We start from the raw sequence: 16,561 nt of genomic DNA on the forward strand, positions 1-16,561 counted from the left end.
GGCCCATGAAAAGTGCAATCCGAGGTGCGGAAGTTGCATTTTCCGCCTCGTCCACCGCTCCCATACTGACCCGGCATTCATCAGCGAACGCCCGCTTCCAGGCACCGTTCGCCAGGGTCCAATAACAATGAGCCAGACCATGAAAAAGCCAAACTCCCTGCTCGAAGACCTCAAGCCCCTGTTGCCGGACATCGCCGCCCGCGCCGACCAGGCCGAGCGCGAGCGCAGCGTGCCCGCCGAAAACATCGCCGCGCTCAAGGCCATCGGCCTGCACAAGGCATTCCTGCCCAGACATTACGGCGGCCTGGAAATCAGCCTGCCGCAGTTCGCCGAATGCATCGCCGCGCTGGCCGGCGCCTGTGCCAGCACCGCCTGGGCGATGAGCCTGCTGTGCACCCACAGCCACCAGCTGGCGATGTTCCCGGCACGCCTGCAGGACGAGATCTGGGGCCACGATCCGGACGCCACCGCCAGTAGCAGCATCGCCCCGTTCGGGCGTACCGAGGAAGTCGAGGGCGGCGTGCTGTTCAGTGGCGAGATGGGCTGGAGCAGCGGCTGCGACCACGCCGAGTGGGCGATCATGGGCTTTCGCCGGAGCAACCCTGAAGGCGGCCAGGACTACTGCTTCGCCGTGCTGCCGCGCAGCGACTACCAGATCCGCGACGACTGGTTTGCCGCCGGCATGCGCGCCAGTGGTAGCCGCACGCTGATCGTCGAGCGCGCCTTCGTGCCCGAACACCGCATCCAGAAGGCCCGGGACATGATGGAGGTCCAGTCGGCGGGCTTCGGGCTGTACCCGGACAGTGCGATCTACTTCAACCCGTACCGACCGTACTTCGCCAGCGGCTTCTCCACGGTCAGCCTGGGCATCGCCGAGCGCATGCTCGAGGTCTTCAGGGACAAGACCCGCAACCGCGTACGCGCCTATACCGGCGCTGCCGTCGGCGCGGCCACCCCGGCGCTGATGCGCCTGGCCGAGTCCACCCACCAGGTGGCCGCGGCGCGGGCGCTGCTGGAAAAAAGCTGGGAGCAGATCGCCGAGTACAGCACCCGCCGTCAGTACCCGACGCGCACGGAGCTGGCCTACTGGCGCACCAACCAGGGCTACGCGGTCAAGCTGTGCATCCAGGCCGTGGATCGGCTGATGGAGGCGGCCGGTGGTGGCGCCTGGTTTGAGGGTAACGAGCTGCAGCGGCTGTTCCGCGATGCGCACATGACCGGGGCGCATGCCTACACCGACTATGACGTCTGCGCGCAGATCCTTGGCCGCGAGCTGATGGGGCTGGAGCCGGATCCGGCGATGACCTGAGCTTCAACCGATGAACATCGCTGGAGCACTGTGGGTGCGACCCAGCCCAACAACCATGATGGAGCCTTGCATGTCCATTCCCTTCGATAGCCGCGCCTTTCGCCGCGCCCTGGGCAACTTCGCCACCGGCGTAACCGTGATCACCGCCAGCGACCCCTCGGGGCGCAAGGTCGGGGTCACCGCCAACAGCTTCAATTCGGTTTCCCTCGAACCTCCGCTGGTGCTCTGGAGCATCGACAAGCGCTCCAGCAGCCATGCGGTGTTCGAGGCTGCCGGGCACTTTGCCGTGAATGTGCTGGCAGCCGACCAGGTCGACCTGTCCAACACCTTCGCCCGCCCCAGCGAAGACCGCTTTGCCGGAATAGAGCACGAGACCGGCGAGGGCGGCGCGCCATTGTTGCGAGGTTGCTCGGCGCGTTTTCGCTGCGAAAAGTTCCAGCAGATCGATGGCGGTGACCACTGGATTCTCATTGGCCGGGTGCTAGCCTTCGACGACCTCGGGGGGCCGCCGCTGCTCTATCACCAAGGCGCCTATTCCAGGGTCCTGCCGCATGAGCTGATGGATCGCTGCGTGCAGGGGTAACTGCGTCGAGGTGTTCGACGCCAGTGTTGCAGTGCCTGTGAAATCGAGCGCTGCAAGGCTATCGCCTGGCACCTGGCAACACGGATCAAGGTTAGCGGCAGGCAGTGGCAAGACCTGCCTGGGTGGAGGCCGCAAAGTGACGGGGCAGACCCGGCGCACGCCAGCACTTGCGGCGCGCCGGGTAAGCGGTCATCTTTCTCTCGTCCACCCAGGGCCCACCCATGACAACCAATAATAAGCTCACCGAGCACCTGAACCGCGGCAGCGTCGGCTTCCCCACCGCGCTGGCCAGCACCGTCGGCCTGATCATGGCCAGCCCGGTGATCCTCACCGCGACCATGGGGTTCGGCATCGGCGGCAGCGCCTTCGCCGTGGCCATGCTGATCGCCGCAGTGATGATGCTGGCGCAATCGACCACCTTCGCCGAGGCGGCGGCGATCCTGCCCACCACCGGCTCCGTCTACGACTACATCAACTGCGGCCTGGGCCGCTTCTTCGCCATCACCGGCACCCTGTCGGCGTACCTGATCGTGCATGTATTCGCCGGCACCGCCGAGACCATCCTTTCCGGGGTCATGGCCCTGGTGAACTTCGAACATCTCAACACCCTGGCCGAGTCGGCCGGCGGCTCCTGGCTGCTGGGGGTGGGTTTCGTGCTGGTGTTCGGCGTGCTCAACGCCTTTGGCGTGAGCGCCTTCGGTCGCGCCGAGGTGGTGCTGACCTTCGGCATGTGGACCACGCTGATGGTGTTCGGCGTGCTCGGCCTGATCGCCGCGCCCGCCGTCGAGCTGGAAGGGCCGTTCGGCGTGTCGCTGGTCGGCACCGACCTGATGACCATCCTGTCGCTGGTGGGCATGGCCATGTTCATGTTCGTCGGTTGCGAGTTCGTCACCCCCTTGGCCCCGGAATTGCGCCGTTCGGCCTGGGTGATGCCCAAGGCCATGGCGCTGGGGTTGTTCGGCGTGGCCAGTTGCATGTTCATCTATGGCGCGGCGATGAAGCGGCAGGTGGAAAACGTGGTGCTCGATGCCGCCAGCGGCGTGCACCTGCTGGACACCCCCATGGCCATCCCGCGTTTCGCCGAGCAGGTGATGGGCGATATCGGCCCGGTGTGGCTGGGCATCGGCTTCCTCTTCGCCGGCGCTGCCACCATCAACACGCTGATGGCCGGGGTGCCGCGGATTCTCTACGGCATGGCGGTGGATGGGGCATTGCCCAAGGTGTTCACCTACCTGCACCCGCGCTTCAAGACCCCGCTGCTGTGCATCCTGGTAGTGGCGCTGATCCCCTGCCTGCATGCCTGGTACCTGGGGGGCAACACCGACAACATTCTGCACCTGGTGTTGGCGGCGGTATGCGCCTGGAGCACCGCGTACCTGCTGGTGACCCTGTCGGTGGTGATCCTGCGCATCCGTCGCCCGGACCTGCCGCGGGCCTATCGCTCGCCGCTGTTCCCGCTGCCGCAGATCGTCTCCAGCATCGGCATCCTGCTGGGCATGTGGTTCATCACCCCGCCGGGCATGAACCCGGCCGATGTGTATGTGCCGTTCGCCGTGATGCTTGGCGCCACCGCCGTCTACGCGCTGTTCTGGACGTTGTGCGTGCAGAAGGTCAACCCGTTCCGGCCTGCCAGGGTCGAGGATGTGCTGGAGAAGGAATTCGCCGCTGAGCCCGGTCAACCTCATAGCGAGCAGGTGCGCCATGTCGGCAAGCTGGCTTGAGCGCCTGAGCGGGCCACGCGCTCCGGCAGGGTATCGGCCTGGGGCGACCCTGGCGCGTCTGGGGCGCAACCTCGGATTGGCGGATTTGCAATCCGCAGCATCCTTTACCTACCGCGAGGATGGTCCGCGTATCGAGGTGCGTGAGCGCACCGAAAGCCACCTGCTGATGCACCTGGTGATGTGCGAATTCATCCTGCGCGTGCCAGCCATGGCCAGGGCACGCTGCGTGCCGAACTGCACCACACCGGCATGCTGCGGCGCAGCGGGCTGGGCTGTCGCCTGCGCGGCGGTGATCCGCTATTGTTCAAAGCGCTCGAGGCGCGCCTGGCAGAGGTGCAGACCGTCCTGATGCCCTTGGACTTCAAGCGATTGGCCATCGACTGCAATGACGGCCAGTGGCGGGTGACCCTGGAGCACATGGGCGCCAGCGAGGTGGTCAACCGGATGCCGGCGCTGCGCCGTTACATTCCCCTCACAACCGAACAGCGCCACCATCTCTGGCTGGCGTTCGACGGGTTGGCGTACACCCTGCGCGACCTCTGAGTCCTGTAGGAGCGGCTTTAGCCGCGATCACCCGCAAAGCGGGTGCCAGGCACCGCGACACCTGCATCGCGGCTGAAGCCGCTCCTGCAAGAGATGACAGTTGTACGTTCATTGATAACATGTTAACAATTGCTCCATAACAACAACCGTTGCTGTGGAGGTCGCCATGCCCCAGCCCGCTTCAGTGCACAGCGCAAGCCCGGCCCAGGACGGCCTGGAGCGCTGGACGACGGCCATGCAGAAAGTCTGCGGCCAGTTCCAGACCGAACTTGCCTTCAACCGCTCGCTGTTCATCGGCGAGATCACCACCTTCAACCGCGCCGGTCTGGCCCTGGCAAACCTGCGCACCAACGCTGGCAATATCCGCCGCCTGGGCGACAACCCCGACCGTGACGACGACCAGCATTGCTTCCTGGTCAGCCAGCGCATGGGCTACTCGCAAATCACCCAGGGCGGCGCGAGCATCCAGCTTTCGCCAGGCGAGCTGCTGTTGATGGATTCGGTGGGCCCGTGCGAGATCACTCCATTCGGCCTGATCGAGCATATTTCGCTGTCACTGTCCCGCGAGCAGGTGCGCAAGCATCTTGCGAAGCAGGGCGCGACCTTCGGCAAGATCTCTTCGACCAACGCCTGCGGGCGCATGCTGCACCTGCTGATGGACCAGCTGTGCCGTGAAGGCGACGAGGCCGGGGCAACCCAGGGCGAGGCGCTGCAGGCCGCGTTCATCGCCCTGCTGGAGCCGGGCTTCGAGCACGCTGCTGACAACCCCGGCTCGCTGGCCGGGCTCGGCGGTGTCAGCCTGCGCGGCTATGTGCAGAAGGTCATCGACGAGTCGCTGGGCCAGCCTGGGTTGACCCCGGCGAACCTGGCGGAGCGCCTGAGCATTTCGGTGCGCCACCTGTACCGGTTGTTCGAAGAGGAGGGCGATAGCGTGTGTCGGTATATCCAGCGCTCGCGGCTCAAGCGCAGCGCCGATGATCTGTCCAACCCGTTCCTCAAGCGCGAGTCGATCACCTCGATCGCCTACAAGTGGGGCTTCACCGACTCGGCGCATTTCAGCCGGGCGTTCAAGAAGCAGTTCGAACAGTCGCCGAAGGATTTCAGGGCCATGGCGTTGACGGCAGGGCGCTAAAAGCATCGCCGGCAAGCCGGCTCCCACAGGTTATGCGTTCCCTGTGGAAGCCAGCTTGCCGGCGAAGCGGTCGCGAGGATGTAATCAGGCTAGCGCAAGGTAATGCTTCACAAAGGTCTCGCTCAGCACCTCCCACAGCACCGGCGTGCCCTTGGTCACGAACCAGGCATCACCCGCTTTGTAGCGCGTCACCTGCCCGGTGGATTCATCGGTCAGCTGAATCTCGCCGGTCACGATCACCGCCTGCTCGCTGAACGGATAGACCATGCGGAACTTGCCCTGGGTGGTGCCGAAATAGGCACTGCTGACCGGGTCGGTCGGGGCGCCGTGGGTCATCTTGCCGTAGCACTTGACCTCGCCTTCGAGGATGGTCGAGCCAAGGTCGGCAACGGTGCCCCAGGCGTCGAGTTCGGACAGCTGCACACCCTGGCGGACGGCGGTGAGGGTCATGGTGGTTCTCCTGGTCTTGTTCAAAAGGAATCAACGGCGGCCGTTGAAGAAGCCCGACAGCTGATGCACGGTCTTGCCTGCGGTCAGCAGCAGAGGGCGGATATGGTCCTTGCCGAGGATGCGCGCGTGCTTGACCGAACTGATCAGGTCGTAGCGGGCCGAGCCTTCGCTCATGCCCTCGGCGAGGATCTTGCAGATGATGTGACTGGGGGTGACGCCAAAGCCCGAGTAGCCCTGCACGTAGAACGCGTTGGGGCGGTTGCTCAGGGTGCCGATCTGCGGGAACAGGTTGGCGCTGGTGGCCATCGGTCCGCCCCAGGCCAGGTCGATGCGCACGTCCTTGAGGTAGGGGAAGATCTTCAGCATCAGGTTGCGATTCCAGGCCTTGAGGTCCTTGGGGATGTGCTCCACGAACGGCGTGGCGGCACCGAACAGCAGGCGGTTCTCGCGGGTGACGCGGTAGTAGTCGATCACCGGGCGGATATCGCTGTAGGCGCCGCGGATCGGGCTGATGCGCTGGATGAGCTCGTCCGATAGTGGCTCGGTCATCAACTGGAAGGCATAGGTGTTGACGGTGCGCGCATGCAGTTCGGGTTCGAGCTTGTTGAGGAAACTGTCGCAGGCCCACAGCAGCTTGCTGGCCTTGACCGAGCCGCGCCCGGTGCGCACGGTGATGCGCTCGCCGTAGTGCACCTCCAGCGCCGGGCTGTGCTCAAAGATCCGCGCACCGTGGCCGACCAGGGCCTGGGCCTCGCCAAGCAGCAGGTTCAGCGAATGCACGTGGCCTCCGCCCATGTGCAGCAGGGCGCTGCTGTAGGCGTCGGAGCCGATGATCTGCCTGACCTCCGAGCCGCCGAGGAAGCGGATCTCGTCCTTGCCGTTGATGGCTTTGAAGTCTTTCTCCCAAGCGCGCAGGGTCTTTTCCTGGCGGGCGTTGAAGCCCATGTAGCCGTAGCCGTGGCAGAAGTCGGCGTCGATCTGGTAGCGGGCGATGCGCGCCTTGATGATGCCGGCGCCCAGCTCGCTGATCTCGAAGATCTCGCGCAGGCCTTGATCGCCCACACTGCTCTTGATCTTCTCCAGGTCGTGGCCGATGCCGGCCATGATCTGCCCGCCATTGCGCCCGGTGCCGCCGAAGCCCAGGTAGCGGGCCTCGAGCACGACGACATTGGTGATGCCTTGCTCGGCCAGTTCCAGGGCGGTGTTGATGCCCGAGAAACCGCCGCCGATCACCACGACATCGGCTTCGATGTCGCTTTCCAGGGTGGGGAAGCTGAGGTTGTACTTCTTGGTGGCGGTGTAGTACGTCGGCGTTTCGATGTTGATCATGGCGCAGCCTGGACAGTTGGAATTATTGGACAGCACGGCTTGCACAAGCGCTGGCGGTTGCAGGTATTGAGCACCTAACGACAGGTAGGTGTCTTGCCTGGGACTGCCAGGGTTTTGCTTCAGGCTGCCAAGTTGTCCATCGCGTCCAACACCGTAGGCATACGGCGGCAGCATGACCTCCACGGGAGAAGTGGTGATCATGCGCCTCATGAATATGTTAAGTAAATCACCCTCTGTGGTTGCTTGCCTGTAGACGCCAAATGGCGCTTACTTGAAATCCCACTGCATCTGCGTGGCGATGCTCACACCGCTGGACGACTTGACGCAGACGTCCAGGTAGTCGGTGAAGCGTGGCGGCATGGCAATGCCTTCTTCCAGCAGGCGGCTGTTGTCGAACAGGTAGTTGAGGTCGGCGAAGCCGCTGTACAGGCGCAGTGCGCGCAGCACCAGCCGTGGGTTGGCCGGGCCGATGCGGGTTTCGAAATGGCTGGCGAGCGATTTGAGGTCGTCCGCCTCGACCTTGCGATAGCGCTCGCCCACCGGCTCCGCGCCATTGGCCAAGGCGAAGGCCTGGTCGATCTCGGCGAAAGTGCAGGCCGAATGATGGCCGGCGGAGATATGGTAGAGGTCATGACCCAGGAGTGGCTTGAGCGCCAGGCCGATCAGCGCCTCGGCGCAGTAGTCCACCGGGATCACGTCGATCTGCTCGTCCAGGCCGCAGGTGAAGCTTTCCAGGGCGAAGCCCATGCGGAACACCCAGAAGATGCTGCCCGAGGCCTGGCAGCCGAGGCTGCGGTGGCCGACCACGATGGATGGCCGCGCCACCACCAGCGGCAGGCTGGGCAGCTCTTCACGCATGCGCCGTTCGATCTCTGCCTTCGAGGCGGTGTAGTCCACCAGTTGCTGCGCGGCCTCGGGGAACTCCCACGATTCGCTGATCGGCGACTCGCGCTGCGGGCCGCAGCACATGGCGGTGCCGACGTGGAGGAAACGCTTGAGACGACTTGAGCGGCTCAGCACCTGGGCAAAGGCGTAGGTGCCCTCGACGTTTACCGGCCAGATATTGGGGTTCTTCGAGAACGAGGCCACGGCGGCGCAGTTGATCACCCGGTCGACCTGCATCAGGCGCGGGGTCTCGCGAGCCAGCCAGGCAGTGTCGAGGAAGTCGCCGCAGAGGATCTGCGCTTCGCTCAGGGCCTGGCTCTGGCTGTCGCCGACACCGTGCTGGCGCAGGTTGTCGCGCAGGCGTTGCAGGCCCTGCGCCGGGTTGTCGGCGCGAACGAGGAAGCACAGGGCCTCGGCATGCCCTTCGGCGATCATCTGTGCGGCGACGGCGCCACCGAGAAAACCTGTGGCACCGGTCAGCAGAATACGCTCCTGGGCTGGACACGGGAGGGTGGGCGTATGAATGGCGGGGGTGTTCATAGGTTTCCTCGGCAAGTAATTTGCCAGTGCTTCATTCTTTGGAATGGGTGTGAAAGTTACGTGAAAAGTTTGCTCGTGCGACTAATTCAAGTCCGGAGCTATTGGGTTTTTGATAAACATGGCGTGAGCCGATATCACCTCGGAAAGCGCGTCGCATGGGAATCATGGCCCTGCACCGCGCAGGCAGATAGCGGCGAAGAGCAGGGCGGCGAGTTATTGTCTGGCGGGGCGAGGGTTATTTCAATTAACTGTTGGCACGGTTATGCAGGTTTTTGGTGAAACAATTTTAATGGGCCATGAGCAGATGTAAGCAGCTGTATCGAATGTGTAAATATATTTAAATTTGCATGCGGTTAATTGTTCGTATCACTTCAATTGTTCGGGCACTTCCCAGATCCCTCCATCACCGATGACATAGACCCGCTGACCCGTTCCCGGCTGCAGCGTCATCGCGCCGGTGAAGCTGCCGAACGACGGCAACAAGGTCAGGTGCTCGCCGACCAGGAAACAGGGCAGGCGCACCTGTTGGCGGCCACGGCCGCGCAGGCGGTACGCCGGATGCACATGGCCCGCCAGTACATGCCGCTGCGGGTGCGTGCAGGGCTCGTGGTGCAGGGCGAACGGGCCGAGCGCCAGCGGCTCGGCCACCACCTCGATGCCCAGCCCGGCCGGCGGATCACCGGCATGCCGGTCATGGTTGCCACGCACCAAAGTGATGGGCAGCGCCGCATGGCGGGTGCGCCACTCGGCAAGGGCCGCCAGGGTTTGCGGGGTCCTGCCTTTGGCGCTGTGCAGGAAGTCGCCGAGAAATACCAGGTGCTGGCAGGCAAAGCGCTGCAGCAGGGCATCCAGGCGCTGCAGGTTGCAGGCGGTGGTGCCACTGGGCACCGGCTGGCCCAGTGCCCGGTAGCCGGCGGCCTTGCCCAGATGCAGGTCGGCGATCAGCAGGGTCCGCCGCTCTGGCCACCATAGGGCTTTTTCCGCCAGCAGGCAGAGTTCGGTGCCGGCCACCTTTACGCTGATGTGCGAAGGAGGGGGGCTGGCCATGGCCTCAGGACCGCTGCCTGGCCGGGCGTGGCCGGCCGTCCTTGCTGCGCCTGGCCTTGCGCGCGCGGCCAGGTTCACGCGTGTCATCCTCGACCATCAGCGTGGTCAGCGGCGCAGGCTCCTGGGCCCCGGCACCTGCGGCCTGCTCCAGGTCGCTGACCATGCGCCGGATCCGGTCGGCGAGTTTTTCCGAGCTGAGGCTCTCGCGAAAGCGCTCGACCATCAGCGGAAAGGCGAACGGTGTGGCGCGCCTGATGCTCCGCAGTTGCAGCGGCAGAGGCTGCAAGCGCTGCAGGGTCTGGCGCAGGCGTTGCACATCCAGTTCCTGGCTCAGCACCTCCTGGCGGGCCTGGGTCAGCAGCAGGTTGTCCGGGTCGTGCTGCCTGAACACATCGAAGTACAGCCCGCTGGAAGCCTGCAACTGGCGCGTGCTCTTCGGCGCACCGGGGTAGCCGGTGAACACCAGCCCGGCGATCCGGGCGATCTCGCGAAAGCGCCGGCGCGCCAGCTCGCCGGCATTGAGGCTGGCCAGTACCTCGGGCAGCAGGTCTTGGCTGTCGAACAGCGCCGGGGTCAGGGCACCGGCGTAGTCGATGGCGCTGGCGCACAGCAGTTCCAGGCCGTAGTCGTTGACCGCGATGGAGAAACTCAGCGGCGTATCCCGGGCCAGGCGCCAGGCCAGCAAGCTGGCCAGGCCCAAGTGCACCGAGCGCCCGGCGAAGGGATAGAGAAACAGGTGCCAGCCCTCGCGGGACTTCAGGGTCTCGGCCAGCAGGACGTTTTTGCCAGGCAGCGCCGACCAGGCTTTCTGCACCTCCAGCAACGGGCGCAGCAGGCGCATTTCCGGGCCTTGGTACATCCCTTGGTCCGCCGCGTCCAGCTCGGCCAGCATCGCTTCGGCCAGTTCGCCCGAGAGCGGCATGCGCCCGCCGTTCCAGCGCGGGATCGCGGCCTTGCGGTCGCTGGCGCGGCGCACGTAGACGGTCATGTCGCGCACTTCCACCAGCTCAAGCGTGCGGCCAGCGAACAGGAAGTGGTCGCCCGGGCGCAGGCGGGCGATGAAGCCTTCCTCGACGCTGCCCAGCGATCCGCTGCCGCCGCGGGCCCAGAACTTCACTGTCAGGCTGGCATCGCTGACCAGGGTGCCGATGCTCATGCGGTGACGGCGTGCCAGGCGTGCGTCGGGCACCCGCCAGCGGCCTTCGGCGTCCGGCTCGGCGCGGCGGAAATCGGGGTAGGCCGTGAGCGAGAGACCGCCGTGGCGGATGAACGCCAGAGCCCATGCCCATTGCGTCTCGCTCAGGTCGCGGTACGACCAGGCGCTGCGCACTTCGGCGAGCATGTCCTGGGCATCAAAGCCATCGCCGAGGGCCATGCTCACCAGGTGCTGGACCAGCACATCCAGTGGCCGCTCGGGGGCCTGGCGCGCCTCGACCTTGCCTTGCGCCACCGCCCTGCGTGCCGCCGCCGCCTCCAGCAGCTCAAGGCTGTGGGTCGGTACCAGCGTGGCACGCGAGGGCCGGCCCGGGGCGTGGCCGGAGCGCCCGGCGCGCTGCATCAGGCGCGCCACCCCCTTGGCCGAACCGACCTGCAGTACACGCTCCACGGGCAGGAAGTCCACGCCAAGGTCCAGGCTTGAAGTGCACACCACTGCCTTCAGCTGGCCTTTCTTCAAGGCCAGCTCCACCCAGTCGCGCACCTCGCGTGACAGCGAGCCATGGTGCAGTGCCAGCAGCCCGGCCCAGTCGGGCCGCGCCTGCAGCAGTGCCTGGTACCAGGTCTCCGCCTGCGAGCGGGTGTTGGTGAACACCAGCGTGGTGGCGCTGCCCTCCAGTTGTTCGACGACTTGCCCGAGCATGCGCAGGCCCAGGTGCCCGGCCCAGGGGAAGCGTTCGATGGCGGCCGGCAGCAAGGTGTCGATGCGCAGGTCCTTGGCGTCATGCCCCTGCACCAGGCGGCCCGCCGGCATCAGCACTTGCCGGGCATGTTCCAGGTTGCCCAGCGTGGCCGAAAGCGCCCAGACCATAAGCGACGGCTGCCAAGAGCGCAGGCGGGCGAGGACCAGTTGCAACTGCACGCCCCGTTTGTTGCCGAGCAACTCGTGCCATTCGTCCACCACCAGCATGCGCAGGCCGGCGAACGCCTCGCGCGCATTGGCCTGGGTCAGCAGCAGGGTCAGGCTTTCCGGTGTGGTGACCAGGGCGCTGGGCAGGCGCCGTGCCTGGCGGGCGCGTTCGGCGCTGCCGGTGTCACCAGTGCGCAGGCCGATGCTCCAGGCGATCCCCAGGTCATCCAGGGGGGCCTGCAGCGCCCTGGCCGTGTCGGTGGCCAGGGCACGCATGGGGGTGATCCACAGCACGGTCAGCGGCGCCATGGCAGGCTTGCCGCGACGTGCGGGCGTGGGCAGGGAGGCACACTGACCGGCGAAACGATCCAGCGCGGCGAACCACACCGCATAGGTCTTGCCGGCGCCGGTGGCGGCGTGCAGCAGCCCCGATTCGCCGTCGGCCACGGCTTGCCAGACGGCCTTCTGGAAGCTGAACGGCTTCCAGCCGCGCTCGGCGAACCAGCGGCTGGAGGGCTGGCGGCGCTTGACTGTCACAGCAGCCCCTGCAAGGTGGCCAGCGTGTCGGCCTGCTCGATGGTCTTGTCGGTACGCCAGCGCAGCATGCGTGGAAAGCGCACCGCGATGCCGCTCTTGTGGCGCTTGGACAGGGCGATGCCTTCGAAGCCCAGTTCGAACACCAGGGTCGGCGTGACGCTGCGTACCGGGCCGAACTTGTCCACCGTGGTCCTGCGCACGATGGCGTCGACCTTGCGCATCTCTTCGTCGGTGAGGCCGGAGTAGGCCTTGGCGAAGGGCACCAGCACCCGCTCGCCGGGGGCACTATCGTCCCATACCGCGAAGGTGTAGTCGCTGTACAGGCTGGCACGCCGGCCATGGCCGCGCTGGGCATAGATCAGCACCGCATCGATGCTGAACGGGTCGATCTTCCATTTCCACCACAGCCCCAGGTCTCGGGTACGGCCCACGCCGTACAGCGAGTCACGGCGCTTGAGCATCATGCCCTCGACACCCAGCTGGCGCGAGGCCTCGCGCTGGCGGGCGAGCGCCTGCCAGTCGTCGCCGGTCACGCGCGGCGACAGGCGCAGGCGCGCATCGCCGATGCTACCGACCAGCGCCTCGAGCTGTGCCCGACGCTGGTCCTGGCTGCGGCTGCGCCAGTCTTCGCCTTGCCACTCCAGCAGGTCGTAGGCCAGCAGCGCCGCCGGCAACTCGTCCAGCAGCTTCTTGCCCAAGGTCTTGCGGCCGATGCGTTGCTGCAGCAGGGCGAACGGCTGGACGCCAAATGCCTGTTCGTCGCTGTCGGGTGGCGCCTTCCAGATCACCAGCTCGCCATCGAGCACGGTGCCGTCGGGCAGCGCGGCGGCGAGTTGCGCAAGCTCGGGAAAGCGCTCGGTGATCAGCTCCTCCCCCCGCGACCACAGCCAGGCACGCCCATCGCGTTTCACCAGCTGGGCGCGGATACCGTCCCACTTCCATTCCACCAGCCACTGCTGGGGCGGGCCGAGCACCGCGTCGAAGCGCTCGAGCGGCTCCTGCAGCGGGTGCGCCAGGAAGAACGGGTAGGGCTGGCCGCCGCGCTGGGCATGTTCCTCGGCCGACTCCTGGGCGATCAACGCCAGGTAGCGCTGGGGCGTCGGCTGGTGCGCAAGGTCGGTGTAGCCGACCATGCGCTGCGCCACGCGCTTGGCGTCGACCCCGGCCAACGCGGCCAGGGCGCGGGTCACCAGCAGCTTCGAGACGCCGACGCGAAAACCACCGGTGAGCAGCTTGAGGCTGACCATCAGGCTTTGCCGGTCGAGCCGCGTCCACAGCGCCTGCAAACGCGGCGCCAGTTCCTCGGGGGGCAGGCCGCGCAACGGCAGCAGTTGCTCCAGCCACCACTGCAAACTTTCATCCGCGACCTGGGTCGACTCTGGCAGCAACAGCGAAAGGGTTTCGGCGAAATCGCCGACGGCCTGGTAGCTCTCCTCGAACAACCACTCGGGCAGGCCGCACAGGCGGATCGCGAGGTCGCGCAGCACACGGGTCGGCACTACTTGGCGGGGGCGCCCGCCAGCGAGGAAGTACACCGCCCAGGCGGCATCGGCTGGTGGTGCGTCGGCCAGGTAGTCCTGCAGCGCGGCAAGCTTGGCATTGCTCGAGGTGGTGGCATCGAGCCGGGCGTAGAGTTCGGCGAAGGCTCTCATCAGTTGGTCGGCTCCAGGCTATCGTCTTCCTCGCCGTACTCGGTCTGGAAGGCTCGGGCATCAAGGCCGCGTTCGGTCAGGTAGCGAACCAGCACATTGACCTGGCCGTGAGTGACCATCACCCGCTCGGCGCCGCTCTGCTCGATGGCCCAGAGCAGGCCGGGCCAGTCGGCGTGGTCGGAGAGCACGAAGCCGCGATCGACGCCGCGCCGACGCCGCGCCCCACGCAGCAGCATCCAGCCGCTGGCGAAGGCGTCACTGTAGTCGCCGAAGCGGCGCATCCAGGTGCTGCCCCCCGCCGAGGGCGGGGCGAGGACCAGCGCCTGGCGCAGCAATGGGTCGCCCTTGCTGGTCGCCGTGGCGGGCAGGGTTTCCGGCAGGCGCACACCGGCGGCACGGTAGACCTGGTTCAGCGGCTCCACCGCGCCGTGCACCAGCACCGGGCCGATGCTGGCATCTATGCCATGGAGAATCCGCTGGGCCTTGCCGAAGGCATAGGCGAACAGCACGCTTGGACGCCCGGCGGCGGCATTGGCGCGCCACCAGGCGTCGATGTCGGCGAAAATGCAGGCCTGGTCTTGCCAACGGTAGATCGGCAGGCCGAAGGTCGATTCGCTGATGAAGGTGTGGCAGCGCACCGGTTCGAAGGCTTCGCAGGTGCCGTCCGGCCCGACCTTGTAGTCGCCGGAGGCGACCCACACCTCGCCGCGGTATGCCAGGCGTACCTGGGCCGAGCCGAGCACATGGCCGGCGGGGTGAAAGCTCAGGGTTACGCCGTGGTGCTCCAGCGGCGTGCCGTAGGGCAGGGTCTGCAGGTCGATGTCCTCGCCCAGGCGGGCGCGCAGTATCCCGGCGCCGGGCGTCGCGGCGAGGTAGTGGCGATTGCCGCGCCGGGCATGGTCGCCGTGGGCGTGGGTGATCACCGCCCGGTCGACCGGCCGCCAGGGGTCGATGTAGAAATCACCGGGTGGGCAATAAAGCCCTTCGGGGCGCGCGACGATCAGCTCCATGGCTCACCTTGGCCGAGGGGGTTAACAGCTCAGAGCCTGGCAAGGCGTGGCAGGTTCATTGTTCGTTGCAGTCACTTTGCCGCTTCGTAACCGTTCATCGTCGCCGTCGAACACCGCGTCAAAGCGTGGCTCCACTGGAGGCAATGCTGAATTCATAACCGACGAGGCCCGCCATGAATGCAATCGAATTGCTGGTACAAGACCACAAGACCGTGAAAAAGCTGCTCGACGAGCTGTCGGCCACCACCGAGCGCGCGGTGAAGACGCGTGGTGAGCTGCTTGCGCGCATCGAGCAGGAGTTGAAGGTCCATACCGAGCTCGAGGAGCGCATCCTCTACCCGGCCATCAAGCAGGCCGGTGGCCGGGAGGAGGAGAAAATGTACCACGAGGCCAAGGAGGAACACCGCACGGTGGACGCGTTGGTCCTGCCCGACCTGCTCGGCACAGCAACCGACACGGTCGAGTTCGCCGGACGGGTCAAGGTGATGAAGGAGTTGCTCGAGCACCATATCGAGGAAGAAGAGAGCGAGCTGTTCCCGACCGCAAGAAAACTGCTCGGCAAACAGGCGCTGGATGACATGGGGCAGGCCATGCAGGCGCACAAGAAACTGCTCGGAGCCGGGCATTCCGCAGCCTGACTCGTGTGCCGGGCGAGGTCATTGCAGAAGGTCCTCAAGCGCGCTCGCCGCGCAGCCAGCGTTGGTGGTAATGCGCCAGTCGCGCCAGGCCATGCAGCGCGCCTTGGCGCATCACGTCGGGGCGCTCGCCAAAGAAGCGTTGGGTGCAGGTGAACACGGCCATCGGTTCGCCGGCAAAGGCCCAGGCAAAACACAGGGTGCCTGGGGATACACCGGATTCGGGGGAGGGGCCGGCAACCCCGGTGGTGGCGATGGCGACACTGGCCTGGCTGTCGCGCAGTGCGCCGCGGGCCATTTCCCAGGCCACCGCCTCGCTGGTCAAGCCGAATCGTTCGATGGTCTGCGGGTCGACCCCGAGCAGCCGCTGCTTGGCGTGCGCAGAGTAGACCACGTAGCCGCTCTCCAGTACCTCCCCGGTGCCGGGCACCCCGGCCAGTAACGCCACCATGGCGCCTGCGGTGCAGGATTCGGCGGTGGTCAGTAGAAGGTGATTCTGCTTGAGATAGGCGAGGGCGGCGTGCACCGGGTCTTGTCGCATCGGCATGACTCACTGAGCTGTTGAGTGATGGACGCCTACGCCTGCGGTTTGGTTCAGCGCCACTGCGCGGCGCCCGTCCATCTACGGCGCGGGATCCGCGCTGAACTTTGTCGGCGCCCGGGAATTCCTCTGTTCAAGGCCGCCGTGTCCATCTCCGGATCGGCGTCAGGAAGAGGATCGATCATGAGTGACCCCGTGACGTATTTCTGGATTGCCTTGGTGGCGATCCTCCTGCTGGTCGACCTGTGGGCGATCATCAGCGTGTTTCGCAGCGACAGGTCCGATGGCGTGAAGGTCTTGTGGTCGCTGCTGCTGGTGGTGTTCCCCGTGGTCGGGCTGGCCATCTGGGGTGTCGCCGGTCCGCGAGGCATCAAGCGTGGCACCGGACCGACTTCACCCGAACACAGCAAAGGTTAGGAGAAACGCATGAAACAGCAGGAGGATCGTCGCCCGCGCGAATCTGCGGGCAAAGCCGAGCGCGACAACGACGCCCATCGGCCAAACGGCTCCACCGGCACCCGGCATGACTCGACGGCGCAGAAGACCGCGCGCGGCAAGGGCCGGCGCCAGGGCTGAGCGCCG

General features: G+C 66.0%; 14 protein-coding genes and 2 pseudogenes. 8 read left to right on the forward strand and 8 right to left on the reverse strand.

Features of this window, described 5'->3' with window-relative positions; translation table 11 throughout:
* Positions 1 to 139 precede the first annotated feature (139 nt).
* The 5 genes and pseudogenes from LU688_RS13720 (at position 140) to feaR (ending at position 5,288) form a co-directional block, all read left to right on the forward strand.
* Positions 140 to 1,309, forward strand: a complete 1,170-nt coding sequence (locus LU688_RS13720) for a p-hydroxyphenylacetate 3-hydroxylase oxygenase component (RefSeq protein ID WP_232888224.1) — start codon at positions 140 to 142, stop codon at positions 1,307 to 1,309.
* A gap of 70 nt (positions 1,310 to 1,379) precedes the next feature.
* A pseudogene (locus LU688_RS13725) lies at positions 1,380 to 1,889 on the forward strand (flavin reductase family protein); the annotation flags it as partial.
* A 224-nt stretch (positions 1,890 to 2,113) separates the two neighbouring features.
* Positions 2,114 to 3,613 carry an APC family permease gene (locus tag LU688_RS13730; protein WP_023631204.1) on the forward strand — a complete coding sequence of 500 codons (1,500 nt, stop codon included), beginning with the start codon at positions 2,114 to 2,116 and terminating at the stop codon, positions 3,611 to 3,613.
* A pseudogene (locus tag LU688_RS13735) lies at positions 3,594 to 4,156 on the forward strand (DUF3156 family protein). Before LU688_RS13730 ends, LU688_RS13735 begins: the two are co-directional and overlap by 20 nt.
* A gap of 166 nt (positions 4,157 to 4,322) precedes the next feature.
* Positions 4,323 to 5,288 (forward strand): transcriptional regulator FeaR, encoded by a 966-nt coding sequence (feaR, locus tag LU688_RS13740; protein WP_160290692.1) that lies wholly within the window; start codon positions 4,323 to 4,325, stop codon positions 5,286 to 5,288.
* An 84-nt stretch (positions 5,289 to 5,372) separates the two neighbouring features.
* Here feaR and LU688_RS13745 read toward each other — a convergent pair whose 3' ends face one another.
* The 7 genes from LU688_RS13745 to LU688_RS13775 all read right to left on the reverse strand — a co-directional run bounded on the left by LU688_RS13745 (position 5,373) and on the right by LU688_RS13775 (position 14,803).
* On the reverse strand, positions 5,373 to 5,738 hold the full coding sequence (locus LU688_RS13745) for a cupin domain-containing protein (protein ID WP_023631207.1): 366 nt from the start codon (positions 5,736 to 5,738) through the stop codon (positions 5,373 to 5,375).
* A gap of 30 nt (positions 5,739 to 5,768) precedes the next feature.
* A complete protein-coding gene (locus tag LU688_RS13750; protein ID WP_046855715.1) occupies positions 5,769 to 7,067 on the reverse strand; it encodes an NAD(P)/FAD-dependent oxidoreductase in 1,299 nt (432 codons plus the stop codon).
* Positions 7,068 to 7,334: 267 nt separating this feature from the next.
* On the reverse strand, positions 7,335 to 8,492 hold the full coding sequence (gene cprA, locus LU688_RS13755) for a cationic peptide resistance protein CprA (RefSeq protein ID WP_094012156.1): 1,158 nt from the start codon (positions 8,490 to 8,492) through the stop codon (positions 7,335 to 7,337).
* 366 nt (positions 8,493 to 8,858) lie between these two features.
* Positions 8,859 to 9,539 (reverse strand): ligase-associated DNA damage response endonuclease PdeM, encoded by a 681-nt coding sequence (pdeM, locus tag LU688_RS13760; RefSeq protein ID WP_094012157.1) that lies wholly within the window; start codon positions 9,537 to 9,539, stop codon positions 8,859 to 8,861.
* Between the two features lie 4 nt (positions 9,540 to 9,543).
* Positions 9,544 to 12,141, reverse strand: a complete 2,598-nt coding sequence (locus LU688_RS13765) for a ligase-associated DNA damage response DEXH box helicase (protein WP_232888223.1) — start codon at positions 12,139 to 12,141, stop codon at positions 9,544 to 9,546.
* The gene (locus tag LU688_RS13770) at positions 12,138 to 13,793 is read right to left on the reverse strand and encodes an ATP-dependent DNA ligase (protein ID WP_094012159.1); all 1,656 of its coding nucleotides are present in this window, start codon (positions 13,791 to 13,793) and stop codon (positions 12,138 to 12,140) included. The genes LU688_RS13765 and LU688_RS13770 overlap by 4 nt, the downstream gene beginning before the upstream one ends.
* On the reverse strand, positions 13,793 to 14,803 hold the full coding sequence (locus LU688_RS13775; RefSeq protein ID WP_094012160.1) for a ligase-associated DNA damage response exonuclease: 1,011 nt from the start codon (positions 14,801 to 14,803) through the stop codon (positions 13,793 to 13,795). Before LU688_RS13775 ends, LU688_RS13770 begins: the two co-directional genes overlap by 1 nt.
* Positions 14,804 to 14,976: 173 nt before the next feature.
* On the opposite strand from LU688_RS13775, the gene LU688_RS13780 reads away from it, so the two are divergent.
* Positions 14,977 to 15,441 carry a PA2171 family ribosome-binding persister protein gene (locus tag LU688_RS13780; RefSeq protein ID WP_094012161.1) on the forward strand — a complete coding sequence of 155 codons (465 nt, stop codon included), beginning with the start codon at positions 14,977 to 14,979 and terminating at the stop codon, positions 15,439 to 15,441.
* Between the two features lie 34 nt (positions 15,442 to 15,475).
* Here LU688_RS13780 and LU688_RS13785 read toward each other — a convergent pair whose 3' ends face one another.
* Complete coding sequence (locus LU688_RS13785) at positions 15,476 to 15,979, reverse strand: CinA family protein (protein WP_094012210.1); 504 nt, start codon at positions 15,977 to 15,979, stop codon at positions 15,476 to 15,478.
* A gap of 183 nt (positions 15,980 to 16,162) precedes the next feature.
* Here LU688_RS13785 and LU688_RS13790 point away from each other — a divergent pair, with 183 nt between their 5' ends.
* Positions 16,163 to 16,396 carry a PLD nuclease N-terminal domain-containing protein gene (locus LU688_RS13790; protein WP_094012162.1) on the forward strand — a complete coding sequence of 78 codons (234 nt, stop codon included), beginning with the start codon at positions 16,163 to 16,165 and terminating at the stop codon, positions 16,394 to 16,396.
* 9 nt (positions 16,397 to 16,405) lie between these two features.
* Positions 16,406 to 16,555, forward strand: coding sequence for a hypothetical protein (locus LU688_RS13795; RefSeq protein WP_201754883.1), 150 nt, complete (start codon positions 16,406 to 16,408; stop codon positions 16,553 to 16,555).
* Positions 16,556 to 16,561 lie beyond the last annotated feature (6 nt).

Origin of the sequence: Pseudomonas soli (assembly GCF_021283165.2) — a bacterium.
GTDB classification, from domain to species: domain Bacteria; phylum Pseudomonadota; class Gammaproteobacteria; order Pseudomonadales; family Pseudomonadaceae; genus Aquipseudomonas; species Aquipseudomonas soli.

Bases quoted from the DNA above. Each gene is read 5' to 3' on its own strand.
- LU688_RS13720 (WP_232888224.1), top strand. From the start codon at position 140: ATGAAAAAGCCAAACTCCCTGCTCGAAGACCTCAAGCCCCTGTTGCCG.
- LU688_RS13730 (WP_023631204.1), top strand. From the start codon at position 2,114: ATGACAACCAATAATAAGCTCACCGAGCACCTGAACCGCGGCAGCGTC.
- feaR (WP_160290692.1), top strand. From the start codon at position 4,323: ATGCCCCAGCCCGCTTCAGTGCACAGCGCAAGCCCGGCCCAGGACGGC.
- LU688_RS13745 (WP_023631207.1), bottom strand. From the start codon at position 5,738: ATGACCCTCACCGCCGTCCGCCAGGGTGTGCAGCTGTCCGAACTCGAC.
- LU688_RS13750 (WP_046855715.1), bottom strand. From the start codon at position 7,067: ATGATCAACATCGAAACGCCGACGTACTACACCGCCACCAAGAAGTAC.
- cprA (WP_094012156.1), bottom strand. From the start codon at position 8,492: ATGAACACCCCCGCCATTCATACGCCCACCCTCCCGTGTCCAGCCCAG.
- pdeM (WP_094012157.1), bottom strand. From the start codon at position 9,539: ATGGCCAGCCCCCCTCCTTCGCACATCAGCGTAAAGGTGGCCGGCACC.
- LU688_RS13770 (WP_094012159.1), bottom strand. From the start codon at position 13,793: ATGAGAGCCTTCGCCGAACTCTACGCCCGGCTCGATGCCACCACCTCG.
- LU688_RS13775 (WP_094012160.1), bottom strand. From the start codon at position 14,803: ATGGAGCTGATCGTCGCGCGCCCCGAAGGGCTTTATTGCCCACCCGGT.
- LU688_RS13780 (WP_094012161.1), top strand. From the start codon at position 14,977: ATGAATGCAATCGAATTGCTGGTACAAGACCACAAGACCGTGAAAAAG.
- LU688_RS13785 (WP_094012210.1), bottom strand. From the start codon at position 15,979: ATGCGACAAGACCCGGTGCACGCCGCCCTCGCCTATCTCAAGCAGAAT.
- LU688_RS13790 (WP_094012162.1), top strand. From the start codon at position 16,163: ATGAGTGACCCCGTGACGTATTTCTGGATTGCCTTGGTGGCGATCCTC.
- LU688_RS13795 (WP_201754883.1), top strand. From the start codon at position 16,406: ATGAAACAGCAGGAGGATCGTCGCCCGCGCGAATCTGCGGGCAAAGCC.